The sequence below is a fragment of the Cryobacterium sp. M23 genome, assembly GCF_002929655.1.
GTDB classification, from domain to species: domain Bacteria; phylum Actinomycetota; class Actinomycetes; order Actinomycetales; family Microbacteriaceae; genus Cryobacterium; species Cryobacterium sandaracinum.
In genome coordinates this window covers 25392-50359 of record NZ_PJJV01000073.1, presented here as the reverse complement: position 1 = coordinate 50359, position 24968 = coordinate 25392, and the positions used below count along the sequence as shown (strand labels likewise).

The following is a 24968-nucleotide window of genomic DNA, read 5'->3' as shown; positions in this document are numbered from 1 at the left end:
CGAGCCGCCCAGGCCGTCGCCGCGCGTTCCCGTACCGAAGAGATTCCCAACCGAAAGGTAATACACACCGTGGTGGACAAGACCGCTGAAGCCGAGTACCGGATCGAACACGACACGATGGGCGAGGTCCGGGTTCCGGTCGCCGCCCTCTACGGGGCGCAGACGCAGCGGGCCGTCGAGAATTTCCCGATCTCCGGCTCGGTACTGGAGCCCGCCCAGATCGCCGCCCTGGCACGTATCAAAAAGTCCGCCGCCCTGGCGAACGCGAAACTAGGGGTACTAGACGTCGACATCGCCAACGCGATCGCCGCCGCCGCCGACGAGGTCTCCACCGGTCGCTACGACTCCGAGTTCCCGATCGACGTCTACCAGACCGGCAGCGGCACCTCCTCGAACATGAACATGAACGAGGTCCTCGCGACCCTGGCGACCCGCAGCCTCGGGCGCCCGGTGCACCCGAACGACCACGTGAACGCGTCTCAGTCCTCCAACGACGTGTTCCCGACATCCGTGCACCTCGCCGTGACGAGCGCACTCATCGACGAGCTCGTCCCCGCACTCGACCACCTGGCTGTGGCCTTAGAGGCCAAGGCCGAGCTGTGGGCCGGCGCGGTCAAGGCCGGCCGCACCCACCTGATGGATGCCACCCCGGTCACCCTCGGCCAGGAGTTCGGCGGATACGCGCGGCAGATGCGCCTCGGCATCGAGCGCGTGCGCACCGCGCTTCCCCGCGTCGCGGAGGTCCCCCTCGGCGGCACTGCGGTCGGAACCGGCATCAACACGCCCGCCGGGTTCCCGCAGCTCGTGATCGAGCTGCTCGTCGAGGAGACCGAACTGCCGGTCACCGAGGCACGCGACCACTTCGAGGCGCAGGCCAACCGGGACGGCCTGGTGGACGCATCCGGCGCCCTTCGCACCATCGCGGTGAGCCTCACCAAGATCTGCAACGACCTGCGCTGGATGGGCTCGGGCCCCAACACGGGCTTCGGCGAGCTGAACATCCCCGACCTGCAGCCGGGCTCCTCGATCATGCCGGGCAAGGTGAATCCGGTGATCCCCGAGGCCGTGCTGATGGTCTGCTCCCGCGTGATCGGCAACGACGCCACCATCGCCTGGTCGGGCGCGTCGGGCTCGTTCGAGCTCAACGTCGCGATCCCGGTGATGGGCACCGCCCTGCTCGAGTCGATCCGCCTGCTCTCGAACGCGGCCCGCGTGCTCGCCGACAAGACCGTCGACGGTCTCACGGCGAATGTCGAGCGCGCGCGCGCGCTGGCCGAGTCCTCCCCCGCCATCGTCACTCCTCTAAACCGGGTCATCGGCTACGAGGCCGCGGCCAAGGTGGCCAAGTACTCGGTGGCCGAAGGGGTGACCGTGCGCGACTCCGTCATCGCGCTCGGTTTCGTTGAGCGCGGCGAGGTCACCCTCGAACTGCTCGACACCGCCCTCGACGTGCTGAGTATGACCCGCCCGCCTCAGGAGAAGTAGCCCCGCGCTTTCTCACTCGCGCAGCTCCTTGTCCGTTCAGCGCTCACCAATTCGACGGAGATTTTGCTTCCAGTTGCCTGTTTTCGTGCCGAAAGCAGCTTCTGGGGCAAAATCTCCGTCGAATTCGTCAGGGCGCTAGCGCACCTCGTTGCCCTCGAGCATCTCGGTCACGAGGGCGGCGATCGCGCTCCGCTCCGAGCGGGTGAGCGTCATGTGGGCGAAGAGCGGATGTCCCTTGAGCGTCTCGATCACCGACGCCACCCCGTCGAAGCGGCCGACCCGCAGATTGTCCCGCTGCGCCACATCGTGGGTGAGGACCACCCGCGAGTTCTGCCCGATCCGGCTGAGCACCGTGAGTAGCACGTTGCGTTCGAGCGACTGAGCCTCATCGACGATCACGAAAGCGTCGTGCAGGGACCGGCCGCGGATGTGCGTCAGCGGCAGGACTTCGAGGATGCCGCGCTCGATGACCTCCTCCAGCACGTTCTCGGAGACGATGGCCCCGAGTGTGTCGAAGACCGCCTGGGCCCACGGGCTCATCTTCTCGGCGGCGTCGCCGGGCAGGTACCCCAGCTCCTGGCCACCGACCGCGTAGAGCGGCCGGAAGACCATGATCTTGCGGTGCTGCTGGCGTTCCAGCACGGCCTCGAGCCCGGCGCAGAGGGCGAGCGCCGACTTCCCCGTGCCGGCCCGACCTCCCAGTGACAGGATACCGATCTCCGGGTCGAGCAGCAGGTCGATGGCGAGCCGCTGTTCCGCCGAGCGTCCCTTCAGCCCGAAGACGTCCCGGTCGCCGCGCACGAGCTTCATCGCGCCGTTGCCGGTCACCCGGCCGAGCGCCGAACCGCGGTCGGAGTGGATGACCAGGCCCGTGTTCACGGGCATGTCCTGCACGAGACGGGTGTGCACGACCTCCTTGTCGTAGAGCTCGTCGATCAGGTTCGAGCCCAGGGTGATCTCGTCGATGCCGGTCCAGCCGGAGTCCACGGCAAGTTCGTGACGGTACTCCTCTGCGGTGAGGCCGAGCGAGGCCGCCTTGACCCGCAGGGGCAGGTCTTTGGAGACGACGGTCACATTCAAGCCGTCGTGGGCGAGATTCAGGGCCACGGCCAGGATGCGGGAGTCGTTGTCACCGAGTTGCAGTCCGGACGGAAGCACCGACATGTTCGAGTGGTTGAGCTCCACGCGGAGGCTACCGCCGTCACCGACCGGGATCGGGAAGTCCAACCGTTCGTGCTTCACCCGCAGTTCGTCAAGCAACCGCAGTGACTGGCGGGCGAAGTAGCCGATCTCCGGGTCGTTGCGCTTGGCCTCGAGCTCCGCAATCACCACGACGGGGAGCACGACGGCGTGCTCCGCGAAACGGAAGATCGCTTTGGGATCGGAGAGCAGAACCGAGGTGTCAAGAACGTACGTGCATTCGGTCTGCCCCGTCGCCGACGCGCTCTGGTTAGAACCCTTGTTATCGATCTGATTAGCGGTCACAACCACTCCCACCCCGTGCCCCGTGAGGCACAGATTGTGTTGGCGAGCGGCCACAGGGTTCTCGAGCCGTACTTATGTGGCCGTCTCGATCAGGCGCCATACCTGATAAGCATGACGCTACTTACCCGCACACTCCAGGGGAAGAGCGACACGCCCATTCGAAACAATGTTCACCGAGCCGTCGTCAGTAGGTCACGGCGGTCGCATACGAGGTGAACGCCCCGCGCAGCATGTCGACCGTGTCCGGGCTGAGCGTCGCATGGGTGCTCAGCCGCACGGTGCCGTTGCGGGTCGTCGCCGTCACCCCGTGGTTGTGCAGCGCGATGCTCAGCAGCGTGAGCTGGCTCGCCGGTGGCTCGAGCACCAGGATGCCGGCCCGCTCCCGGTCGTCTCGGGAGGAAACCACGGGCACAGCGAACTCGTCCGCCAGATCGATCAGAAGCGACACGTTCACGGCGATCGCATCTTCAATGGCACGGATACCGACCTCGGCCACCTCCTCGAGGGCGGCCGCGAACCGGGCCTGGGCGATGGCGTCGCCGTTGCTCACCCGGAACGCGTTTGCGCTGCGGCTCGGCGGCAACACTTCGTCCCACGGCTCGGGGACGTCGGTGCCGGCGAAACCGGAGAACACGGGGACCAGGCGTTCCACCGCACGGTCGCTGAGAGCCAGGAACCCGGTGCCCCAGCCGGCCCTGGACCATTTCTGCCCGCCCGACGCGACGACGTCTGCCACCTCGTAGGGGACATCCACTGCGCCGAAACCCTGGATGGCGTCGACGATGAGCAAACGGTCGCCGATGACCTGACGGATGCCCTCGAGGTCCACGCGATGGCCGGTGCGGGAATCGACGAGGCAGACCGCCACTGCGGCAGTGGCCGGGGTGAGCTGCTCCCGGATCTGCCCAGGGGTGACGCGGCCGTGGTCGGTCTCCAGCCAGAGCGGGGTGACCACCCGCAGCGCCTCCGCGGCGCGCACGGCCGCGAACGGGACCGTGGGAAAGTCACCCGACGACAGCAGCACCGCCCCCGTCAGGCCGAACATGGCCTGCATCACGCCGGTGGTGGTGTTGGGCTCGGAAACGACCTGGTCGGCGCGGAATCCGGTCGCCCGGGCCACGGCGGTGCGCAGCCGCTCGTCCTGGGCTTGGAAGTGGTTTAGGCTGCCGAACCGGGCCCGCGAGAGCGCCTCAGTCTGGCCGAGGGTTTCGGCGACCACACCCGCCGACAGCGGGCCGATCCGGGCATAGTCGAGGTATCCGGGTTCCGCGATGAACCCGTCAAGGAACCGTTCGAGAGCCGTCATGAGGTGCCCCTACCCTCCGAAGCGGCGCTGGCGTCGGGCAAAATCGCGCAGGGCGCGCAGAAAGTCGACCTGGCGGAGGTCAGGCCCGAGCGCCTCCACGAAGTAAAACTCGCTGTGTGCGCTCTGCCAGAGCATGAAATCGCTGATGCGCTGCTCCCCCGACGTGCGGATGACCAGGTCCGGATCGGGCTGGCCGCCCGTGTACAGGTGCGCGCCGATCAGATCCGGGGTCAGCGTCTCCGCAAGGTCCTCGAGCACGCCGCCGCTGGCAAGGTGCGCTCCCACGATGCTGCGCATGGCGTCGGTGATCTCGGTGCGCCCGCCGTAGCCGACGGCAAGGTTGACGTGCAGCCCCTTCTTGCGGGCCGTGCGCGCTTCCGCGGCGTTCAGTGCGGCCACCAGCGGCTCGGGCAGTCCGGTCTTCGAGCCGACCTGCTGCACCCGCCAGTCGCGGTACCGGGACAACTCCTCCGCGAGCTTGGCGATGATCTTCGTCAGCTCCGCGAGTTCTTCGCTGGGCCGGTTGGTGAGGTTGTCGGACGACAACAGGTAGAGCGTGACGACGGAGATGCCGAGGTCGTCACACCACTTGAGGAACTCCCGCATCTTGGCGGCACCGGCCCGATGCCCGTGGGCGGCGGAGTCGAACCCGAGCTGTTTGGCCCAGCGCCGGTTGCCGTCGATGATCATGGCGACGTGGTTTGGAAGCACATCCGGCGTCAGCCCGCGACGAAGCCGACGCTGATAAACCCCGTAGAGAATGCCGCGCGCCCAAGGAACTTCCCGTTTCTGCACACAGTTACGCTAGCCCACTCGGGAGCGTCGCGTACCGCGCGCGGCATGCACACTGTCCTATTCTTGCAGCATGGCCTCAGCGGATGACATCCCCAACCTGCCGTTGTTCGAGGACGACCTGCCCCCGCAGGTGGACGTCAAGCCCACCTGGCGAGGATGGATCCACGCCGGCACGTTCCCGGTCACGATTGTGGCCGGGATCGTGCTGCTCCTGTCGGCCGAGGGCAGCGCGGCCCGGTGGAGTTCGCTCGTGTTCGTGCTCAGCTCGATGCTGCTGTTCGGCAATTCGGCGCTGTACCACCGGTTCGACTGGAGTCCGCGCACGAAGGTCATCCTCAAACGGATCGACCACGCCAACATCTTCCTGCTGATCGCGGGCTCTTACACGCCCATCGCCGTGCTGGCCCTACCGCCCGCCAAGTCCACGCTGCTTCTGTCGCTGGTCTGGGGCGGCGCCCTCCTCGGAATCGCGTTCCGGGTGTTCTGGATCCACGCCCCACGCTGGCTCTACGTTCCGTTGTACCTGGCACTCGGCTGGGGAGCGCTGATGTTCATCGTGGACTTCTTCCAGGCCAACGCAGCGATGATGACACTGATCATGGTCGGCGGGCTCTGCTACTCGGTCGGCGCCGTCATCTACGGCATGAAGCGGCCGAACCCGCTGCCGGGCGTATTCGGCTTCCACGAGATCTTCCATACCCTGACCGTGGTGGCCTTCCTCTGCCACTGGGCGGCGATCATGATCATCGCGACGAACCCGATCCACCCGTAGTTCGCTAGTCCTTGTCGGCGATTCCGGCCTCTGCGGCCTTCTGTGCGGCCATCTCCGCCTGCAGACGTTCCTGAATCTCGGCGCGGTAGGTGTTGCGGCGCACTCGGCGGGCCATGTCCATCGCCAGCAGCACCGCTCCCACGGCGACCAGAGCAATCGCCACAAAGCCTTCCGGGCCCGGCGTCACCGTGTTCGGGTCGAACTCCGGCGGTGGGGTGGCGGCCAAAACGATGCTCACGAGGGGAGCCAGGATCAGGCCGCTCACGAGTCGTCCCGGATTCCGGTGAAGAGGTCGGATTCAGGTATCACGGTGTCCACTTTCGATTCGACGAGCTGGAAGTCTTCATAGGGCCACGCCTCGCGGATGAGGTCGTTCGGCCAGAAGAAGAAACTGCTGGTGGGGGCAACCTGACTCGCGTGGGCTCGAAGCGCCGCGTCCCTCACCTCGAGGAAGTCACCGACGGGCACATGGGTCGTGGCCAGCTTCGGGTAGTCTTTCATCCATTCCCTGGCTGCTCCGAGCGGCTCCAGCAGGGGCGAGTCCGGCTCCGTGACGCTCAGTTCCAGGAACATGGCGTCGACGCGTTCGAGGTTGAAAATCCGATCGTAATAGAGCTTCTCGACCTGCCAGGGCTCACCGGCATCCGGGTACCGGGTCGGTTCGGCGGCGGCACGGTAGGCCTCCATCGACACGTCGTGGCAGCGGATGTGGTCGGGATGCGGGTAGCCGCCCTTCTCGTCGTAGGTCACCAGGACCTGCGGTCGAAATTCGCGGATCAGCCGGACGACCGGTTCGGCGGAGATCGCCACCGGGATGTCCGCGAACGAGTTCGGGGGCACCGAACCGTCTTCGTTCATGCCGGAGTCCTCGTAGCCGAGCCAGCGGTGCTGCACGCCGAGGGCCCGCTGGGCCTCTGCCATTTCCAGACGGCGCAGTCCCGGCAGGTCGCGCTCGGCCAGCGGATGGCCGAGCAGAGCCTCATTCAGGATGCTCCCCCGCTCGCCGCCCGTGCAGCTCAGGATCATCACTTCGGCGCCGAGACGCCGGTAGTGGGCATAGGTCGCGGCGCCCTTGCTCGACTCGTCGTCGGGATGGGCGTGCACCGCCAAGAGTCGCAGCGTCATGAAACTCCTCAGAAATGCCAGATAACCTTAGTACCAAGACTAATCGTTGATCCGTGAGTGTGGAGTCAGAGTGGCCCTGAGCAGCAACCTCGACACCCGGTACGGGCGCGCCCCGAACCGGGGCACGAGAGACCGCCGCGTTCTGTTCGTCTCAGCCGGCTCCCTCGCGGCAATCCTCCTGGGCTTCGTGGTCTGGGTGGGACTGGGGGCGTCGCAGCCTCTGATCGAGACCCGGGACATCCGTCACAGCATCATCGACGAGAACACTGTGAGCGTCACGTTCGAGGCGTCCATCCCGGTCGGCCGCACCGCCAGCTGCGCGGTTCAGGCGCTCAACGAGAGTTTCACGGTGGTTGGCTGGAAAGTCGTCGACCTGCCCAAGAGCATCGTGTATTCGCGGTCGACGACGACGGATGTGCGCACCACCGAGCAGAGCAACACCGGATTGATTTACCGCTGCTGGCTGACCTAGACTGATGACTTCGCCCTGACGTGATCGTCGGGGCGTCCGTTGTATATCTGCGGGTTCACCCGCACGGGCATCGAACGAGCACGAACAAGCATGAGGAGATTCCACCCATGACTACCGAAACCACGGTCACCTGGCTGACGCAGGAGGCCCACGACCGCCTCGCCGCGGAGCTGGACACGCTCAGCACCGTCGGGCGCGTCGAGATCGCGAAGAAGATCGAATCGGCTCGCGAGGAGGGCGACCTCAAGGAGAACTCGGGCTACCACGCGGCCAAGGATGAGCAGGGGAAGATGGAGGCCCGCATCCGCACCCTCGTTCTGCTGCTGCGCAACGCCGAGGTCGGCCATGCGCCGAAAAGCCGGGGCGTCGTCGAGCCGGGAACCGTGATCACGGCCACGATCGCCGGCGATGAGACCCGCTTCCTGATCGGCAGCCGCGAGATCGCCGGGGACAGCGACCTCGACGTCTTCAGCGAGCAGAGCCCGCTCGGCACCGCGATCATCGGCCTCGCCGTCGGAGCGACAACGTCGTACGTGACGCCCACCGGCAAGGAAATCGCCGTCGAGATCTTCCTCGTGGAGACCTGGACCGGCAACTAGCCGCACCGGGCCCCCGCTCGCGCCGCGCCCCGCCTGGCTCCCGTCGTCGAACCAATTCGACGGAGATTTTGCGGAAAATGCGAGTTCTCGGGGCTTCTGGAGCCGAGCCGGGCAAAATCTCCGTCGAATTCGTTAGAGGCACGGCACCGTCACGAGCGTCAAACCCGCGACGCACGATTCGTCGAAGCTCCCCCGCTAGTCGATCTGCGGGTCGTATCCGGCCGCACGCAACACATCCACGACGAGCTGGCGGTGGTCGGGCCCGCGAGTCTCGACGCTGACGTTGAGTTCGACCTCGCTGATCTGAAGCCCCACACCGTGCCGCGTGTGGAGAACCTCGATCACGTTGGCGTGCGCCTCGGCGAGCAGCTCCGAGATGCGGGCCAGCTGCCCGGGACGGTCGGGCAGCATGATGCGCAACGTGAGATAGCGGCCGGATGCCGAGAGACCATGGCTGATCACGCGCTGCATCAGCAGCGGGTCGATGTTTCCCCCGCTGAGGATTGCGACCGTCGGGCCGGTCGCGGTGACCTTGCCCGCGAGGATCGCCGCCACGGCGACCGCGCCGGCCGGCTCGACCACGAGCTTGGCGCGCTCGAGCAGCACCAGGAGGGCACGAGCCGTGTCGTCCTCGGTGACGGTGACGACCTCATCGACGGCATCACGCACGATCTCAAAATTGAGCAGGCCCGGTTTGGCCACCGCTATGCCGTCGGCGATGGTCGGCATGATCTGGATCTCCAGCACCCGGCCGGCCTCGAGGGACGGAGGGTAAGCGGCCGCGTTGGCGGCCTGCACCCCGATCACCCGGATCTGGCGGCCGTCCCGGCGCGCGCGCTGCTTGAGCACGCTGGCGACACCGGAGATGAGGCCGCCACCGCCGATCGGAACGATCACGGTGGCGAGGTCGGGAACCTGGTCGAGGATCTCCAGACCCACGGTGCCCTGGCCGGTGACGACATCCGCGTGGTCGAACGGCGGGATCAGGATGGCGCCGGTCTCGGCGGCCCACTCCGCGGCCGCGAGCAGCGGCTCGGCCACCGTATTGCCACGCAGGATGACGTGCGCGCCGTAGTCGCGGGTTGCCTGCAGCTTGGGCAGGGCGACGCCGACGGGCATGAAGATCGTGGCCTGGATGCCGAGCTCCCGCGCCGCGAAGGCGACGCCCTGGGCGTGGTTGCCGGCCGAGGCGGCCACGACGCCGCGGGTCTTCTCTTCGTCGGTGAGCTTGGACATCCGGTTGTACGCGCCGCGGATCTTGTAGGACCCGGTGCGCTGCAGGTTCTCGCACTTGAGGAGGACCGGCGCGCCGAGGAGCTCCGAGAGGTAGCGGGACGTTTCCATCGGGGTGACGGCGGCGACCCGACCAACGACATCCCGGGCGGACTCGAAATCGGCCAGGGTCGGTCCGACGAGCGAGACATTAGTCATGGGAGGCACTTTTCTCGAGGCGGTATGCCGGTCGGCGGAAACCGGGGCGTTGCGGGACGGTCTGCCACAACGAGGAGGCGAAGACGGGTGCCGAGGCGGTCTGCTCGGATCGCCACGCCCCGCTGTTGATGTAGCTGATCATGACGTTGAGCACGGCAGCGATCGGCACGGCGAAGAGGGCGCCGGCGATGCCCGCGAGCAGGGCGCCGGCCGCCACCACGAGAACGACACCCAGTGGATGCACCTTGACCGCCGTACCCATGATCAGGGGCTGTAGCACGTGACCCTCGATCTGCTGCACCAGCAGCACAACGCCGAGCATCAGCAAAGCCACCACCCAGTCGTTGAAGATCAGGGCGATCACGACCGCCACCGCGCCCGTGGCCACGGCGCCGACGATGGGGATGAACGAGCCGAGGAAAACGAGCACGCCGATCGGGATGGCGAGCGGAACCCCCAGCAGTGCGGCCCCGACCCCGATGCCGATCGCGTCGATGGACGCCACCAGGATCTGCACCCTGGCAAAGTTCCCCAGCGTGGTCCAGCCGGCCACCCCCGCGCCGTCGATGGCCGCGCGCGCGCCCTGGGGGAACAGGCGCACGATCCAGGACCAGATGCCCTTGCCATCGATCAGGATGAACAGCAGGCTGAACAGCGCCAGGAGGAAACCCGTCACCAGGTGGCCGAGCGAGGACCCCACGGAGAGCGCCCCGGAGACGAAAACCTGGCTGTCCGCCTGAATGGCGTCCCAGGCCTGGCCGAGGAACGCGTTGAGCTCCGGTTCGGTCAGCTGCAGCGGCGACGCCAGGAGAACGGCCTTGAGGCTCTCGTAGGAGGCGGCGAGCCTGTCGTTCAGGCCGACCGTGCCGATGGCGATCTGCTTCACGGCCAGCGTGATCAGTCCGCCGAGGATCGCGAAGGTATTGATCAGAGCGACCACGACCGCGAGAGCCTTGGGAAATCGGTGTCGCACCAGGAATCCGACGAAGGGCACGAGCAGTGCCGACACCAGCACGGCCACAAGCAGCGGGATGACGATCAACCGGAGCTGGATGACGATGAAGATGAAGACAGCAAGTGCGCCGGCGAGCGCGAGCAGGCGCCAGGACCAGGCGGCGGCGAGTCGGATGCCGGCCGGCAGGTTCTCGTCGATTCCGTAGCCGTGCGAGGGCGGGAGCTCGACCAGGATCGGGGGTACGGTGCGGCGGCGTCCGAACACGCCGAAGAAGCCGCTGCGGGCGGGTTTTCCGTCGGTTTCCATCACGGCATCAGTCTAGGCAATCACACGTGCCGTCTCCGGTATGGGCCAAAGGTGCTCGCTGCCACAGGCCCCGGACCGGTCACTACGCCGGAGAGGGGAGCGGGTCGACCGAGACGGGCGCGCCCGTGAACCGCACCAGGACCCGGTCCCCGGCCGACGGATGCAGCCGCGCGCCGTGCTGCACGACGAGCGACGCGCCGTCGTCCAGGCGCACTCTCGTGCGCCGGAGCGAGCCGTGGAAACTCGACGAGAGCACGACCCCCGGTGCCCCCGCAGCGCCGAATTCGAGGTCTTCCGGCCGCACGGAGACGGACACAGCGCCATCCGCCTGCGAGGGGTCGAGTAGCGGCAGAGAGGCACCGTGAACCCGCGCGAACCCGTGGCGCACCACGCCGACCAGTCGATTGCTGAGCCCCACGAAGTCCGCGATGAACGACGAGGCCGGCCGGGTATAGAGCTCTTCCGGTGCTCCGACCTGCTCGATGGAACCCGCCCGCATCACGGCGACGCGGTCGGCCACGGCGAGCGCCTCGTCCTGGTCGTGCGTGACAAACAGGGTCGTGATGCCCAGTTCGGTCTGGATGCGCCGGATCTCCTCGCGCAGCACCACCCGAACCTGGGCGTCGAGGGCCGACAACGGCTCGTCGAGCAGGAGAACCCGGGGCTCGGTGACGAGGGCGCGCGCCAGCGCCACCCGTTGCTGCTGACCGCCGGAGAGCTGGTGCGCGAAGCGGTCGTAGTGGGCGTCGAGCCCGACCAGGGCGAGGGCCGCGGCCGCTCGGGCGCGCCGTTCCTCGCCGCGGACCTTCCGCATGCGCAGGCCGAACTCGACGTTCTCGCCCGCGCTGAGGTGCGGGAACAGCGAGTAGGACTGGAACACCATGCCCAGGTCGCGCCGGCTCGTCGGCAGTGTCGACACGTCGGCTCCGTCGATCAGGATGCTTCCGGCATCCGTGGATTCGAGCCCGGCCAATACCCGCAGCGCGGTGGTCTTGCCACTGCCGCTCGGGCCGAGCAGGGCGACGAACTCGCCCGCGTGCAGGGTGAGATCGAAGCCGGCCAGGGCACGGTGGCCGGTGAAGTCCTTCACCACGCCCGCGAAGCGCACCGAGGCTCCCGCCGGAGCGGTCGCCGCCGAACGGTCCCGGTTCTGATTCTGGGTCCGAAGCTGGTGCTGGTTCATAGCTGACCTCCGGTGGTGGGCCGTCGCCGGCTGCCGGCGCGAACCGTGCCGAGACGCCCGATGACGAGCAAGAGCAGGAATGCGAAGGTGAGTGCGAGCAGAGACAGGATGACGGCCGTATAGGGGTCGGCCTTGCTCACGACAACGAGCGCGGTCTGCAGGGTGATGCGGTTGAGCAGGGAGGCGATCGTGAATTCGCCGAGCACGACTGCGACCGAGATGAACGCGCCGGCGAGGATGCCGCGGCGCAGGTTCGGGATCAGTACCCGCACGAGCACGCTCACCCAGCCCGCGCCGAGCGTGCGGGCCGCCTCACTGAGCGTGCACACGTCGACGCCGTCGAGGTTCGTCTGGATGGCCCGGTAGGCGAACGGGAGCACCGTGATGCCGTAGGCGAACGCGAGGGTCCACACGCCGCTGCCAAGCAGGCGGGCGAGCACCGAGTACACCGGGGCCAGGCCGACCACGAGGACGATGGCCGGGATGCTGATGGGCAGGATGCAGACGAACTCCATCACGCGGCGCAGGCGGGGAAACCGCAGGTGCACCAGCAGCAGGGTCGGCACCAGCAGCAGGAGAACGATCGAGACGGTGCCCACGGCCAGCCCGACCGAGTTCCCGAGCGCGACGAGAACCGAACGGTACGGGCCGGCGAAGCCACCCTGGAACAGGGCCGTCCAGCGGGAGAGGTCGTGGCCGCCGGCGAGGCCGCGGCGCAGGGTGAACTCCACCATGGCGACGATGGGGATGGCGAAGAGGAGGCCGATGCTGCCGAGGATGAGGCCGCGCGCCAGCCGGGTGGGGGTGTGCGCCACCGCCTTCATCGCTGCCACCGGGCCGCCCGTGTCTGCAACGCCGAGTAGCCGGACATGACGACGAACATCACCAGGATCATGCCGAGCGCCAACGCCCCGGCGAGATTCTCCCGGCCAAGCAGGGTTTCACTGGTCAGGGCCGAGCGGATCTGCAGCGGAACGATCTGCGATCCCTGGCTGGTGAGCGCGGCGGCGGTCGCATAGGAGGAGAACGCGTTGGCGAAGAGCAGCAGCAGGCTGCCGAGAAACGAGGGCGCCAGCACCGGGAACGCGATCCGGAACCAGTAGGTGGCCCGGTTGCCGCCGAGGGTTGCGTTGGCCTCGGCCCAGTGCGGGTTGAGCGCCTGCAGCGCGGGCAGGAAGGTGATGATCATCAGGGGAACTTGAAAGTAGATGTAGGGCAGCACGAGGCCGGGGAGTTCGTAGAGCCATACCCCGTCGGCGAAGATGTCGACGCCGAAGGTGTCGCGCAGGATCACGGTGACCAGACCCTGGATGCCAATGGTCGCCACGAACGCGAAGGCCAGCATGACACCGCCGAACTGGGCGAGCACGCCGCTGAGGGAGTCCACGACGGCGCGGAGGGGGCCGTTCTCGCGCGCGCCGAGCAAGCCGTAGCAGGCAAGGGCACCGACGATCGCACCCACAACGGCGGTGAGTGCCGACAGTCCGAATGACGCGGCGAAGGCGTCTCTCACGACCGGGTTGCCCAGCGCGGCCACAGTGTCGAGCGTGAACACCCCGGACTCGTCGACGAAGCCGCTTCCGACTGCGATCAGGGTAGGCACGAGCAGGAAGAGCACCACATATGCCGCGAACGGCAACAGCCCGAAGGCTGCCGCCGTGCCGCGCCGACTACCGGACAGCTGCGGCCCACTTCGCGCCGAGGAGCGCGGCTCCCGCGGCGCTCTCCGCCTCGGAGGGGACGACCGTCTCGGCCGGGGCCGCCGGGAGTGCGGCGAAGAGCGCGGCGTCGATGGTGCCGGCCGCCGCCATCGCCTCGGCGCGCACGGGGCGGGCGCCGCCGGCGAGCCAGAGGTTCTGGCCCTCGTCGCTGTAGAGGAATTCCTGCCAGAGCCTGGCTGCGGCCGGGTTCGGGGCATCCTTGTTCACGGCCTGGTTGTAATAGCCGGCGTAACCGGTTCCCGGAAAGACGACGACCTCCCAGTTGCGCTCGCCGGCCAGACTCGTGCCGTAGCCCACGTTGAGGTAGTCCCAGTCGAAGACCACCGGGGTCTCACCCGACGCGATGGTCGCCGAAGTCGGGTCGATCTTGACGAAGTTGCCGGCCTGGTTGAGCTCGTCGAAGAAGTCGATGCCGGCCTGGAAGTCGCTCACATCGCTCCCGCTCTGCACGGTGGCCAGCCCGACGGCGGCGAACGCAGCCCCGGCCTGTGTCGGGTCGCCGTTGATCGCGACCTTGCCCGTGTACTCGGCGCCGAGCAGGTCACGCAGCTCGGTCGGCGCGGGAACGGCGTCAGGGTCGTAGCCGACCGCCAGGTAGCCGCCGTAGTCGCCCGTGTACAGCCCGGAGGCCTCCTTGAGCGCATCCGGGATTTCGGCCCATGCCGCCACCTGGTAGGGCGCGAAGCGATCGGTGCTGGACAGCGCCACCGCGAGGCCCAGGTCGAATACGTCGGGGGCGGTGTCCTGCCCGGCGAGGTTGTCCGCGGCCAGGATCTCCTCGGCGCTGGACGCGTCCGGCGAGGCCTCGGTGATGGTGATCTCCGGGTACTTCTCGGCAAATGCGTCAAGCACGGCGCCGTAATTGGCCCAGTCCCGCGGCAGGGCGATCACGTTCAGGGCGCCTTCGGCCCGGGCCGCGTCCTCAAGGGCGGCCAGGTCGCCGAAGGCGGAGAGGCTGGTCGCGGAGGCGGCATCGACCCCCGTGGTGCCGGAACCGGCATCCGCGGCACCGGAGCAGGCGGACAGGCTCAGGGCGAGGGCGGTGGCCGTGGCCAGGGCAGCCAGGATGCGGGTGGTGAACAAGTTTCCTCCGTCGGATCGGTGTCGGCCGCCGCGCGAAAACGCGGACGTGTGGAGCCGGGTAGCCGGTAAAAGCGAGGTTAGGAGCAGCCGTCGACCGTGAGGGGGCGCGCCGCTGAACATCGGGTGAATGCCGTCTGAAGCGTGCCACTAGGGTCGGAGAGTGGTGCAGACGATCTCCCCAGCCCTTGCCCGCCGGATCGCGCTCGGCGCGCAGGGCTTCGGCCGCCCGCCGACAGTGACGCCGGGCATCCGTCAACTGGATGCCCTGGTGAACCGGCTCGGGCTGCTGCAGATCGACTCCGTGAACGTGTTCGAGCGCAGCCACTATATGCCGGCGTTCAGCCGACTCGGCGCCTACGACAAGGCGCAGCTGGACCGGCTGACCTCGGGCCGCGAATCCCGGTTCACCGAGTACTGGGCGCACGAGGCGTCGTTCCTGCCGCGCGACGCCTGGCCGCTCTTCGGCTGGCGGATGCGCGAATTCCGGACCCGGTCGGCAACCGAGGCGTGGGCTCAGGGCAACCGGCCGATGCTCGACTGGCTGCTCGCCGAGCTTGCCGCCAACGGTCCCCTGCGCGCGAGCGCCATCGAGCACGACGCGAACCGCCGCCGCGGCCCGTGGTGGGGCTGGTCGGACGTGAAGACCGGGTTGGAGACCCTGTTCCGCTGGGGCGACGTGGCGATCTCGGGTCGGGAACGGTTCGAGCGGGTCTACGGGCTGCCGGAGCAGGTGTTCCCGCGGGAGTTGCGGGAGCGAACGGTCGGCCGGGACGACGCGCACCGCGAGCTGGTGAGTCGCTCGGCGCGGGCGCACGGAATCGGCACGGGGAAGGACTTCGCCGACTACTTCCGGTTGCGCGGCCCGGCGACCCTGGCGGCCATCCACGACCTCGAGGATGCCGGCGAGCTCATCCCGGTCGAGGTGCCGGGCTGGGGTGCGGGCGGCGCACCGGGGGGAGCCTGGTTGCACCGCGACGCGCGGCTCCCGCGCCGGGTGGATGCCGCGACCCTGCTGTCGCCGTTCGACCCGGTCGTCTGGGAACGGGCGCGCGCGTTGCGGCTGTTCGGGTTCCACTACCGGATCGAGATCTACACGCCCGAACCGAAGCGGGTGTTCGGGTACTACTGCCTGCCCGTGCTGCTCGGCGACACGATCGTGGGCCGGGTCGACCTGAAGAACGACCGGCAGGCGCAGGTGCTGCGGGTGCGCGCGGCCTGGGCGGAGCCGGGCGCGCCGTCGGACACAGCCGGGCGTCTCGCATCTGTTCTCAAGGAGGCCGCCGCCTGGCAGGGCCTGCCGCAGATCGAGGTGGAACGGCGCGGCAATCTCGCCGAGGCGTTGGCCGCCGAGCTGCGTTAGCGGCCGTCGAAGCAGGTCAGAACTTGCGGCCCATCGTGTGCAGGCGCTCGACGCGCTCGGCGATCGGCGGGTGCGTGGCGAAGAGCTTGTCCATCACGCCGGGCTTGAGCGGGTCGGCGATCCAGAGGTGGGCCATCGAGGTATTCTGCTTCTTCATCGGGCGCCCGAAGGCCTCGAGCTTGCCGAGTGCGCTCGCCAAAGCGTCCGGATGCCGCGTGGTCAGGGCGGCCGTCGCATCCGCCAGGTATTCGCGCTGCCTCGACACCGCAAGCTGCACGATCGTGGCGATCAGGGGCGCCACGAGCATGGCGACGAGACCGACCACCATGATGACGGGGCTGCCATTGTTTTTGCTGTTCCGGCCGAAGAACGCCATTCGAAGGAAGATGTCCGAGATGAACCCGACGGCGACGACGAGGCCGAACACGACCATCGACAGGCGGATGTCGTAGTTGCGCACGTGGCCGAGCTCGTGCGCCATGACGCCCTCGAGCTCGGAGTCGGTCATGATCTCCAGCAGGCCGGTGGTGGCCGCGACGATCGCGTGTTCCGGGTCGCGCCCGGTGGCGAAGGCGTTCGGCGCCGGGTCGTTGATGACATAGATCGCGGGCATCGGCGTGCCGGTGGTGATCGAGAGGTTCTCGACGATGTTCCAGAGCCTCGGATTCTCCGATTGACTGGTGATGCGGATGCCGCCGCTCATCGCGATCGCCTGGCGACCGGCCACGAAGTACTGCACCACGGCGTACCCCGTGGCGAAGACGACCGTGAAGATCAGGATGCTGTAGTCACCGGGCGTGCTATAGACCGCGTTGGCGAGCCAGCCGAGACCCGCGATGATGGCGATGAACAGGATGATGATGAAGACGGTGTTGCGCTTGTTGCGCGCAATTGCGCTGTACATGGCAGCCGTCCGCTAGAACTGAACGCGAGGCGGCTCCGCGATGGCGGCGGAGTCGGACACCTCGAAAAAGTCTCGCTGGGTGAACCCGAGGTTGCGGGCGATGAGGTTGTTGGGGAAGACCTGGATCTTCGTGTTCAGTTCCCGAACGCCGCCGTTATAGAACCGGCGTGAGGCCTGGATTTTGTCCTCCGTGTCGACGAGCTCGCCCTGCAACTGCAGGTAGTTCTGGCTGGCCTGCAGCTGCGGGTACGCCTCCGCTACGGCGAAGATGCTGCGCAGCGCGGTCTGCATGTGGTTCTCGGCGGCGGCGGCCTCGGCCGGACCCTGCGCGTTGAGCGACTCGGCCCGTGCCTTCGTGACGTTCTCGAAAACGGCCCGCTCGTGTGCCGCGTAGCCCTTGACCGTCTCGATCAGGTTCGGGATCAGGTCGGCCCGGCGCTTCATCTGAACGGTGATATCACTCCATGCCTCGTCCACGCGCACTTTGAGGGTGACGAGGGAGTTGTACGTGGCCCAGAGGTAAATCCCAATGATGACGACGAGTGCAACAACGATGAGGACCGGGATGAGCCATTCCATGGCAGCTTCTCCTTGAGGTGAGTCGGGGCGGGCAAGCAGGCCGCGGCGGCGCTTTTTTACGACGCACGAGCTATCATAACCGCGCGCCCTGAGGCTCACATGCGCTTCCCGACACACTCCAAGTAACGCGGCGACGACCGGCCCCGCGCGACCGTCAGCGGGCGGAGAGCACCGTCTGCAGCCAGCGGTAGGACGACTTGGGGGTGCGGGTGCGGGTGCCGCTCTGGAAGTCGACGTGCACGAGGCCGAACCGTTGGGTGTAGCCGGCCGTCCATTCGAAGCTGTCCAGCAGGGACCAGACCAGGTAGCCCCGCAGGGTGACCCCGTCGGCGATCCCGCCGGGGGCCACCGCGGCGAGCGCCGCCGTGATGTGCTCGGCCAGGTAGTCGATCCGGGCCGGATCGTGCACGGCACCCCACGTGTCGGCGACGTCGGGGAAGCTCGCTCCCCCGGCCGTGATGCAGACGGGCGGCAGGTTCTCCGCGTAGCGGTCGCGCAGTTCGCCGAGGGCCACACCGAGGTATTCGGGCGCGATGGCCGTGCCGGCGTTGGTCACCGGGAACTCGCGAAACGGGACGACGTGGAAGGGAAAGGCCACGACCTTCTCCGGCGGCCCGCTGGGCGGAGGCCCGTTCGGGGTCTTCGGGGCAGCGGCGCCGGCCTTGATCCGGCTCGGCTGGGAGTAGCCCAGCCCATAGAAGTCGAGCGGCTGGTGGATGGTGCGCAGGTCGTCCGGGTCGGTTTCCAGCAGCATCCGCATCGGTACCTGGTAGGGCTCCGGCGGTTCCGGGTAGCGGCCGAGCAGCACCGCGTCGGCGTAGACGCGATTGTGCAGCACGTCGAAGAGCGCGGCGGCGACCTCGTCGGCTTCGCGGCCGCTGGCGGCTTGCACGGGCGAGTGCACGTTGGAAATCCCGATCCGGCCGCGCACATCGGCGGCGCGCAGCCCCTGCACAGCGAGTCCGTGAGCAAGCAGCTGGTGGTGCGCCGCCGGCAGGGCACCGAAGAGCCGGGCCTCCCCCGGGGCATCCGTGCCGAGGGCGTAGCCGTTGAGGGTCACCGTCGCGGGGTCGTTCAGGGTCAGCCAGGAGTCGATCCGGTCCCCGAACACCTCGCCGACCTGGTGGGCGTAGTCGCCGAACCGCATCGCGGTGTCTCGGTTCAGCCAGCCGCCGCGCAAGCGCAACGGGGTGTCCCAGTGGAACAGGGTCGCCATCGGGCTGATCCCCGCGACCAGGAGCCCGTCGAGCAGCCGGTCGTAGAAGGCCAGGCCGGCCCGGCTGAGCGAGCCGCGGCCATCCGGCTGCAGCCGGGACCAGGCCAGGGAGAACCGATAGACGTCGACGCCCAGTTCGCGGAGCAGCGTGACGTCCTCGTCGAGCCGATTGAAGTGATCGGTCGAAACGGATGCGTTGGAGCCGTCACGGATGCGCCCGGCGGTGGCCGTGAACGTGTCCCAATTCGATTCGCCGCGACCGCCCTCCCGGGCGCCACCCTCGATCTGGAACGCGGACGTTGCCACGCCCAGGGTGAAGCCGTCGGGCAGCCGGTCTCCCAGCTCCCCCGAACGGTGTTCCCAGGCACGGGCGGCGGGGGTGTTGCTGTTGCTCATCGACCCAGGACTCTTTCCAGATAGCTGTTGCTGAAGCGGCGCTCCGGGTCAAGCCTGTCACGCACCGAGAGGAAGTCGTCGAAGTGCGGATAGTCGGTGCGGAGGGACGCCGCGTCCCGGTTGTGCGTCTTGCCCCAGTGCGGACGCCCGCCGTGCGCGCGCATGATGGCCTCGACCGCCTGGAAATACGCAGCCGGGTCCTCCCGGTAGTACCGGTGCACGGCGATGTAGCCGGTCTCCCGGCCCGCTGCGGTGGACAGCCAGACGTCGTCGGCGGCGGCCGAGCGCACCTCGATCGGGAACGAGATGCGCCAACCTCGCGCCTCGATCAGCGCCCGCACTTCCCGCAGCGCGGCCGGTACCAGGGCGCGCGGCAGGGCATATTCCATTTCTTGAAAACGCACCGTGCGGTTCGTCAGGAACACGCGGTGGGAGACATCCGTGAATTCGCGTCTGCCGGTCAGGCGGGCGGCGAGTCGGTTGAATCCGGGGACTGTCGCCGGCGCCACGGCGCCCAGGGCGCAAATGCCGCGGTAGACCCCGTTCGCGAGCAGTTCGTCGTCGACGAAGCGGGCGACCTTGCCGAGCGGCGACCGGCCGGACTCCAGGGGCAGCCGGGTGTTGGTCTTGGTCAGGGCGGTCTCGGTGTGCGGGAACCAGAAGAACTCGTAGTGATCGCTGTGGTCGGACCGGTCGAGGTAGTGCTCCAGGACCTCCTCGAGCGGCTCGGCCGCCTCCACCGCGTGCAGCAGGAACGCGGGCACGCACTGCAGGGTCACGTCCACCACGATTCCGAGCGCACCGAGACCGAGCCGGGTCGCGGGCAGCAGCTCCGGGTTCTCCGTGGCGCTCACGCGCAGCAGGGTGCCGTCACCGACCACCAGGGTCAGCGCCACGATCTGGGTGGCCAGGCCGCCGTACCGGCCGCCCGTGCCGTGGGTCCCGGTGGACGTGGCGCCGGAGATCGTCTGCCGGTCCACGTCGCCCAGGTTCGGCAGGGCCAGACCGTAGGGCCGCAGCAGCCGGGGCAGTTCGAACAGTCGGGTGCCCGCGGCCAGAGTGACCTGCCCGGCCACGGTGTCCACACCGATCAGCCCTGCGAGGTCAAACAGGTCAAGCTGCACCCCGGGCGCGAGCGCGATGCCCGAGAAGCTGTGCCCGGAGCCCACGGCCTTGACCCGAAGGCCCACCGCCCCGGCCGCCACCACGGCGCGCTGCACGGCGGCGACGCTCGACGGCCGCTCCACGCGCACCGGGGTCACCGCCTGGTTCCGGGCCCAGTTGCGCCACACCGCTCCGCTCGCACTCACAGAAAGGCCTTCCCCTCACCCCGGTAGGTCGGCAGGATGTCGACCACCTTTCCATTCTCGACCAGCGCGAACTCGTTCACGTGCTCGCTCAGCTCCCCCGACTTGGTGTGCCGCGCCCAGACGCGGTCACCGACGCGGAGCCCTCCGCCAGGGTGTAGGCCAGCACACCCCGATAGCCGGGCACGGCCAGGATGGCCTCAAGCACGCCGCGCACCCGAATCAACTTCGACGCGACCCGGAGGGAGGTGCCGGCCGCGCGGTCCAGCAGGTCGTGCGCGTTGTGGCGCAGGGCACCCAGGTGGAGGGCGGCGACGGGGGCGGCCAGGTGCGCCGTCGCGGCCGTGAGCTCGGGCCAGAACAGCCCCGGGGTCTGCCACGGCCGGCCCGTGGGGCGGTGGGAGAGGTCGAGCATCGGCGCACCGCCTGTCAGTAGCCGGGATCGAGAATACCCGGCGCGGTGACCCAGCCACAGCCGCCCCGTGCTCTTTCGCGGGGAAGCAGCAGCGTGGATGTTCCAGCGCCAGTATGCCCTATGGCCCCCGCCGATCACGAATGGCTGCCGTCGCCGTCAAATTGCGTGTCGCACGTTGACTTTCCCGGCGCTGGCCCGTGAAATGGTCACAGGGGGAATCATGTACGGGACACGTATGGCCGGTTCGGGCGGAACGCCCGGGCGCCGTCGTCGACGGTGGACGCCCGGTACCCTGCCTCTGTTCGTCGCCCTGGTCGGCCTGCTTCTCCTCGGCGTGCCGGGCGCGGCGTTCGCCGAACCGACTGCCGCAGCCACGCCGGCTCCCACACCGGCTCCCACAAGCGAGCGGGACGCCAAGGCGGCGACGACGAACGCGCCGGCCATCGTCAGCCCACCGCCGGGCAGTTTCGTGGGCAGCGGAACCACCACCGTCTCCGGCACGGGCGAAGCCGGCCGGGAGATCCGGTTGCTCTCCCCCGTCGACGGTCAGGACCCGCTCTGCTTCGCCGACGTCGACGGCGCCGGCCAGTGGAGTTGCGCCGCGGTTTCCCTGCCGAGCGGGCCATCCGTGCCGCTTCGCGTCGTCGTCACCGGAGCCGCCGACCTGACCGACGAGCACACGATCGCCGTGTTGTCCGCCCCCCGGGTGACGGGCGGTCCCACCGGTGGGAGCCTGACCAACGGCACGGTGCGCGGCACCGGCTATCCGGGGGCCTCCGTCGTCGTCACGGTGAGCGGCGGCCCGCGCTGCACGGCCACCGCCGACTCCTCCGGCAACTGGTCGTGCACGTTCGCCGACGGCCTCGCCGGCGGGCAGGCCGAGGTCTCGGCCAGCCAGCAGACGAGCTACAGCAATCCCTCATGGTCCAATTCGAGCGCACCGGTCGACCTCGTCTTCGACCTCGACCGTCCGGCGCCGCCCACGCTGACCACGCCGGCGAGCGGCGCCCAGCTGCCGCTCACCGACGCCGGGTACACGGGCACCGGAGAAGAGGGTGCGACCGTGACCGTCTTCGCCGGGTCATATTCGGTCTGCAGCGCCGTCGTCGCATCCGGGTCGTGGAGTTGCTCGGCGGGCGGAGTCGCTGCCGGTACCTTCCGGGTGATCGCGGTGCAACTCGACCTGGCCGGCAACCTCGGCCCGGGCAGCCCCGGGGTGGACGTGCTCTACGGCGTCCCCACCCCTTCCCCCTCCGGCTCGACCGGCCCCGAGGCGACCGCCCCGTCCGCCGACGCCCCCGCCGCCCCACCGCCGGCCGAGGAGTCGGCACCGGCGGAAGCCCCGCCCGGTTCTGCAGCCCCGGCTTCGCCGGCACCGCAGGCGGACCGTCCGGCCGTGGCCCTGGCCACACCGCTGCCGGGCGGCTGGAACGACCCCACCCGGTTCGCCACGGCAGTGCTGCCGCCGTGGTCGACCCCCGACCTCTCCTGGTTCCAGGCGGCGTTGCTGGCGCTCGGCGCCCTCCTGCTGCTATGCATCCCCGCGCGCCTCCTCGCCGGGACCGTGTTCCGGGCCACGGACGGCCGCCCGCTCTGGCAGAGCATGCCGATCGCGGGCCGCAACCGGTCCCGCGAGGAATTCGAGACCGTTCCCGAACTACGTCTGAACCGGTGGCTGGTGGCCGGCGCCGCCGTGCTGGCCGCGGCCACCCTCGTCATGCTGTCCGGGCCGGTCACCAGCCAGCCTGCCTACCTGCGGCTGCTCCTCGCCGTGGCGCTGGCCCTCCTCATCGTCAACGCGGTCGGAGCGCTCGTTCCGCTCTGGTGGAGCTCCCGCGTGTGGCGGACGAAGGCATCCGTGACTTTCCTGCCCCGCTACCTGCTGCTGGTCGCCCTGACCGCGTTGGCCTCCCGGGCTTGCGACGTTCACCCGGCGCTGGTCTTCGGGCTGCTCGGCAGCGTCACCGTGGCCCCCGAGGTGCTGACGCCGAGGCGCGGCCCACTCGCCGCCGTTCGGGCCGGCAGCCTGATCGGGCTGGCCGTGGTCGGCTGGCTGACGCTGGGCCTGCTGCCGGCCGCGGACGGCTTCCTCAGCGCGCTGGCGGCCGAGATCATCAACAGTGTGGTGCTGGCCGCGATCGGTTCGGCAGCGCTGGTGCTGATCCCGATCGGACGCACCAGCGGACGGAGCATCCTCGCCTGGTCACCGCCGATCTGGGCGTGCCTGACCGTGCTCGCCTTCACGATCATGTTCGGAGTGCTGTCCCCGGCGGTGGAACTCTGGCACGAAGGTGGCAGCCTCAGCCTGTGGTGGGTGGCAGGCACCCTGTTCGCCGCCCTCAGCATCGGGGCCTGGGCCTGGCAGCGGTTCGTCACGCCCGCCCGAGTCTGAGCCTCGGCCACCCCCGATGATTCCGCCGAGAGGGCGCGGGGTCAGGCCCGCCGAGAGGTCACACGGCCGGTCAGGCCCGACGGATCAGGCCGGCCTGCCGGGCGTGAGGACACCCCGAGCTTCGGGTAGATGTGTGGCGGCCTGCTGCTCATGGTGGCGATACTGTTCGGCATCTCGGCGCTGGTCGTCGGCGCATTCTTCACGGTCTGGAGCATCCAGCGGCACGTCCAGCCTGCTCGCCGTGGCGTCCACCCTGATCACGCCCAACAGCGGGTCCGTGCACATGGGCGAAGTCGATGCGACCCTGCTGTCCCTGGCCGAAAAGGCGCAGCTGCGCTGGGACCGGCTCGGCATCGTCTTCCAGCAGGCGAACCTGCTGCCGGCGCCGACGGCCCGGGAACAGCTCGTCGTGACGGGCGAACTCGGCGGAGGCCGGCACGGGCCGCGTGCCCGCCGCGCAGCAGGCATCCCTGCCGACCTGCTGCCGGATGCCGTGGGTCTTCTGGGCCAGGCCGGCAAACGGCCCGCGCGTCTCACCGTCGAGCACGACACCGCCAGGGTGCTGGTCACCCACGACCAGCGGCTGCTGCCGCTGATGGACTCCCTGCACACCATGGTCGACGGCACCCGAACGACGAGCCGCCACAGCGTCAGCGCGTAACGGCGCGTCCGCGGCGCACGCTATCGTCTAGAGCGTGCGCCTCGGAGTCCTTGATGTCGGTTCGAACACCGTCCACCTGCTGGTCGTCGACGCGCACGCAGGCGCCCAGCCGGTGCCGATGGCCTCCGACAAGGCCGTGCTGCGCCTGATGCGCTACCTCACCCCTGAGGGCGCCATCACCGACGAGGGGTGCACCGCCGTGCTCGAGTCGGTGCGGAACGCGGCCGAGGTGGCCCGCCGCCACCACGTCGACGACCTCCTGCCGTTCGCTACCTCCGCACTCCGTGAGGCCGTGAACGGGCCCGAACTGCTCGCCCGGGTCGAACGAGAAACCGGGGTCGCCCTGCAGGTCCTGTCCGGCGAGGACGAGGCCCGACTGACGTTCCTGGCCGTGCGGCGCTGGTACGGCTGGTCCGCCAGGGACATCCTGCTCTTCGACATCGGGGGCGGCTCCCTGGAGATCGCCGCCGGCGCGAACGAGGTGCCTGCGGTCGCGCTGTCGCTGCCGCTGGGCGCCGGCCGTTCCACCATCGGCTTCCTGCACGACGACCCGCCGCTGCCCGCGCAGGTCTCCGCCCTCCGCGAGCACGCCGCCGCCGTGCTCGCGGAAGCCCTGGTGGCGTTCGAGGGGCTCCCGGAGCCGCACCACGTCGTCGGTTCGTCCAAGACCATCCGCTCCCTGGCCAAACTGGCCGGCTCCACCGCGGAGGGTTTCGGTTCAGGCGAGCGGATGCAGCTGAGCCGCTCGCAGCTGAGCGACTGGGTCCCCCGGCTGGCCCGGATCCCGGCTGAGGCGCGCCCGGCGCTGCCCGGCATCACCGCCGACCGCACCTTCCAGATCGTGGCCGGCGGCATCGTGCTCCACGCGGCGATGGCCGCGTTCGGGGTGACCGAGCTGGAAGTGTCGCCGTGGGCGCTCCGCGAGGGCATCATCCTGAGGTATCTGGACCACCTGGAGTAGCTGCCCCTAACCAATTCGACGGAGATTCTGCCGAGAATGGCGCGAAACAGACGGAAACC

The 24968-nt window shown here is 68.9% G+C and carries 24 protein-coding genes; 8 read left to right on the top strand and 16 right to left on the bottom strand.

Translation table 11 applies throughout. The features are described 5' to 3' along the window. Positions 1-69 precede the first annotated feature (69 nt). Complete coding sequence (locus tag CXY82_RS10235) at positions 70-1485, top strand: aspartate ammonia-lyase (protein ID WP_104170847.1); 1416 nt, start codon at positions 70-72, stop codon at positions 1483-1485. A gap of 135 nt (positions 1486-1620) precedes the next feature. Here CXY82_RS10235 and CXY82_RS10230 read toward each other — a convergent pair whose 3' ends face one another. The 3 genes from CXY82_RS10230 to CXY82_RS10220 form a co-directional block, all read right to left on the bottom strand. Continuing rightward, positions 1621-2955, bottom strand: a complete 1335-nt coding sequence (locus tag CXY82_RS10230) for a PhoH family protein (protein WP_233194226.1) — start codon at positions 2953-2955, stop codon at positions 1621-1623. A 199-nt stretch (positions 2956-3154) separates the two neighbouring features. After that, the gene (locus tag CXY82_RS10225; protein ID WP_104170846.1) at positions 3155-4276 is read right to left on the bottom strand and encodes an aminotransferase class V-fold PLP-dependent enzyme; all 1122 of its coding nucleotides are present in this window, start codon (positions 4274-4276) and stop codon (positions 3155-3157) included. 9 nt (positions 4277-4285) lie between these two features. Further along, complete coding sequence (locus CXY82_RS10220) at positions 4286-5071, bottom strand: isoprenyl transferase (RefSeq protein WP_104100852.1); 786 nt, start codon at positions 5069-5071, stop codon at positions 4286-4288. A gap of 70 nt (positions 5072-5141) precedes the next feature. On the opposite strand from CXY82_RS10220, the gene CXY82_RS10215 reads away from it, so the two are divergent. Continuing rightward, entirely contained in the window at positions 5142-5843 is a 702-nt protein-coding gene (locus CXY82_RS10215) for a hemolysin III family protein (protein WP_104170845.1), read from the top strand. A 4-nt stretch (positions 5844-5847) separates the two neighbouring features. On the opposite strand, the gene CXY82_RS10210 is transcribed toward CXY82_RS10215, so the two are convergent. Next, positions 5848-6108, bottom strand: coding sequence for a hypothetical protein (locus CXY82_RS10210; protein ID WP_233191388.1), 261 nt, complete (start codon positions 6106-6108; stop codon positions 5848-5850). Continuing rightward, a complete protein-coding gene (mca, locus tag CXY82_RS10205) occupies positions 6105-6968 on the bottom strand; it encodes a mycothiol conjugate amidase Mca (protein ID WP_174843682.1) in 864 nt (287 codons plus the stop codon). Before mca ends, CXY82_RS10210 begins: the two co-directional genes overlap by 4 nt. 70 nt (positions 6969-7038) lie before the next feature. Here mca and CXY82_RS10200 point away from each other — a divergent pair, with 70 nt between their 5' ends. Together CXY82_RS10200 and greA are read left to right on the top strand one after the other, a co-directional pair. Next, positions 7039-7440 (top strand): DUF4307 domain-containing protein, encoded by a 402-nt coding sequence (locus CXY82_RS10200; RefSeq protein ID WP_158252171.1) that lies wholly within the window; start codon positions 7039-7041, stop codon positions 7438-7440. A 107-nt stretch (positions 7441-7547) separates the two neighbouring features. Next, complete coding sequence (gene greA, locus CXY82_RS10195) at positions 7548-8039, top strand: transcription elongation factor GreA (protein WP_104170843.1); 492 nt, start codon at positions 7548-7550, stop codon at positions 8037-8039. 195 nt (positions 8040-8234) lie between these two features. Here greA and ilvA read toward each other — a convergent pair whose 3' ends face one another. The 6 genes from ilvA to CXY82_RS10165 form a co-directional block, all read right to left on the bottom strand. After that, positions 8235-9470 (bottom strand): threonine ammonia-lyase, encoded by a 1236-nt coding sequence (ilvA, locus tag CXY82_RS10190; RefSeq protein ID WP_104170842.1) that lies wholly within the window; start codon positions 9468-9470, stop codon positions 8235-8237. Then, positions 9463-10731: an AI-2E family transporter gene (locus CXY82_RS10185; RefSeq protein WP_104170841.1), complete on the bottom strand. Its 1269-nt coding sequence runs from the start codon at positions 10729-10731 to the stop codon at positions 9463-9465. Before CXY82_RS10185 ends, ilvA begins: the two co-directional genes overlap by 8 nt. Positions 10732-10813: 82 nt before the next feature. Continuing rightward, complete coding sequence (locus CXY82_RS10180; RefSeq protein WP_104170840.1) at positions 10814-11914, bottom strand: ABC transporter ATP-binding protein; 1101 nt, start codon at positions 11912-11914, stop codon at positions 10814-10816. Then, entirely contained in the window at positions 11911-12738 is an 828-nt protein-coding gene (locus CXY82_RS10175; RefSeq protein ID WP_104100891.1) for an ABC transporter permease, read from the bottom strand. The genes CXY82_RS10180 and CXY82_RS10175 overlap by 4 nt, the downstream gene beginning before the upstream one ends. Next, positions 12735-13556 carry an ABC transporter permease gene (locus tag CXY82_RS10170; protein ID WP_370443699.1) on the bottom strand — a complete coding sequence of 274 codons (822 nt, stop codon included), beginning with the start codon at positions 13554-13556 and terminating at the stop codon, positions 12735-12737. The genes CXY82_RS10175 and CXY82_RS10170 overlap by 4 nt, the downstream gene beginning before the upstream one ends. A 28-nt stretch (positions 13557-13584) precedes the next feature. Then, entirely contained in the window at positions 13585-14718 is a 1134-nt protein-coding gene (locus tag CXY82_RS10165; RefSeq protein WP_233194213.1) for an ABC transporter substrate-binding protein, read from the bottom strand. 160 nt (positions 14719-14878) lie between these two features. Between CXY82_RS10165 and CXY82_RS10160 the strand changes: the two genes are divergently transcribed. Beyond that, a complete protein-coding gene (locus CXY82_RS10160; RefSeq protein WP_104170838.1) occupies positions 14879-16078 on the top strand; it encodes a winged helix-turn-helix domain-containing protein in 1200 nt (399 codons plus the stop codon). 16 nt (positions 16079-16094) lie between these two features. Here CXY82_RS10160 and CXY82_RS10155 read toward each other — a convergent pair whose 3' ends face one another. From CXY82_RS10155 to CXY82_RS10130, 5 genes are all read right to left on the bottom strand, one after another. Further along, a complete protein-coding gene (locus CXY82_RS10155; protein ID WP_104170837.1) occupies positions 16095-16982 on the bottom strand; it encodes a M48 family metallopeptidase in 888 nt (295 codons plus the stop codon). A gap of 12 nt (positions 16983-16994) precedes the next feature. Continuing rightward, a complete protein-coding gene (locus CXY82_RS10150; RefSeq protein WP_104170836.1) occupies positions 16995-17561 on the bottom strand; it encodes a LemA family protein in 567 nt (188 codons plus the stop codon). A gap of 154 nt (positions 17562-17715) precedes the next feature. Beyond that, on the bottom strand, positions 17716-19173 hold the full coding sequence (locus CXY82_RS10145) for a glycoside hydrolase family 1 protein (protein WP_104170835.1): 1458 nt from the start codon (positions 19171-19173) through the stop codon (positions 17716-17718). After that, on the bottom strand, positions 19170-20483 hold the full coding sequence (locus CXY82_RS10140) for a D-arabinono-1,4-lactone oxidase (protein ID WP_104170834.1): 1314 nt from the start codon (positions 20481-20483) through the stop codon (positions 19170-19172). Before CXY82_RS10140 ends, CXY82_RS10145 begins: the two co-directional genes overlap by 4 nt. An 88-nt stretch (positions 20484-20571) precedes the next feature. After that, positions 20572-20895 carry a hypothetical protein gene (locus CXY82_RS10130; RefSeq protein WP_104170833.1) on the bottom strand — a complete coding sequence of 108 codons (324 nt, stop codon included), beginning with the start codon at positions 20893-20895 and terminating at the stop codon, positions 20572-20574. A gap of 220 nt (positions 20896-21115) precedes the next feature. On the opposite strand from CXY82_RS10130, the gene CXY82_RS10125 reads away from it, so the two are divergent. The 3 genes from CXY82_RS10125 to CXY82_RS10115 all read left to right on the top strand — a co-directional run bounded on the left by CXY82_RS10125 (position 21116) and on the right by CXY82_RS10115 (position 24909). Further along, positions 21116-23287 carry a hypothetical protein gene (locus CXY82_RS10125; RefSeq protein ID WP_146069104.1) on the top strand — a complete coding sequence of 724 codons (2172 nt, stop codon included), beginning with the start codon at positions 21116-21118 and terminating at the stop codon, positions 23285-23287. Positions 23288-23528: 241 nt separating this feature from the next. After that, the gene (locus CXY82_RS10120; RefSeq protein ID WP_104170831.1) at positions 23529-23948 is read left to right on the top strand and encodes a hypothetical protein; all 420 of its coding nucleotides are present in this window, start codon (positions 23529-23531) and stop codon (positions 23946-23948) included. Between the two features lie 34 nt (positions 23949-23982). Further along, positions 23983-24909 (top strand): Ppx/GppA phosphatase family protein, encoded by a 927-nt coding sequence (locus CXY82_RS10115; RefSeq protein ID WP_104170830.1) that lies wholly within the window; start codon positions 23983-23985, stop codon positions 24907-24909. Positions 24910-24968: the final 59 nt, after the last annotated feature.

What these genes read in the sequence shown, in the direction of transcription:
- CXY82_RS10225 (WP_104170846.1), bottom strand. Translation starts at nt 4,276, where the DNA reads ATGACGGCTCTCGAACGGTTCCTTGACGGGTTCATCGCGGAACCCGGA.
- CXY82_RS10215 (WP_104170845.1), top strand. Translation starts at nt 5,142, where the DNA reads ATGGCCTCAGCGGATGACATCCCCAACCTGCCGTTGTTCGAGGACGAC.
- mca (WP_174843682.1), bottom strand. Translation starts at nt 6,968, where the DNA reads ATGACGCTGCGACTCTTGGCGGTGCACGCCCATCCCGACGACGAGTCG.
- greA (WP_104170843.1), top strand. Translation starts at nt 7,548, where the DNA reads ATGACTACCGAAACCACGGTCACCTGGCTGACGCAGGAGGCCCACGAC.
- ilvA (WP_104170842.1), bottom strand. Translation starts at nt 9,470, where the DNA reads ATGACTAATGTCTCGCTCGTCGGACCGACCCTGGCCGATTTCGAGTCC.
- CXY82_RS10185 (WP_104170841.1), bottom strand. Translation starts at nt 10,731, where the DNA reads ATGGAAACCGACGGAAAACCCGCCCGCAGCGGCTTCTTCGGCGTGTTC.
- CXY82_RS10180 (WP_104170840.1), bottom strand. Translation starts at nt 11,914, where the DNA reads ATGAACCAGCACCAGCTTCGGACCCAGAATCAGAACCGGGACCGTTCG.
- CXY82_RS10175 (WP_104100891.1), bottom strand. Translation starts at nt 12,738, where the DNA reads ATGAAGGCGGTGGCGCACACCCCCACCCGGCTGGCGCGCGGCCTCATC.
- CXY82_RS10155 (WP_104170837.1), bottom strand. Translation starts at nt 16,982, where the DNA reads ATGTACAGCGCAATTGCGCGCAACAAGCGCAACACCGTCTTCATCATC.
- CXY82_RS10150 (WP_104170836.1), bottom strand. Translation starts at nt 17,561, where the DNA reads ATGGAATGGCTCATCCCGGTCCTCATCGTTGTTGCACTCGTCGTCATC.
- CXY82_RS10145 (WP_104170835.1), bottom strand. Translation starts at nt 19,173, where the DNA reads ATGAGCAACAGCAACACCCCCGCCGCCCGTGCCTGGGAACACCGTTCG.
- CXY82_RS10130 (WP_104170833.1), bottom strand. Translation starts at nt 20,895, where the DNA reads ATGCTCGACCTCTCCCACCGCCCCACGGGCCGGCCGTGGCAGACCCCG.
- CXY82_RS10125 (WP_146069104.1), top strand. Translation starts at nt 21,116, where the DNA reads ATGTACGGGACACGTATGGCCGGTTCGGGCGGAACGCCCGGGCGCCGT.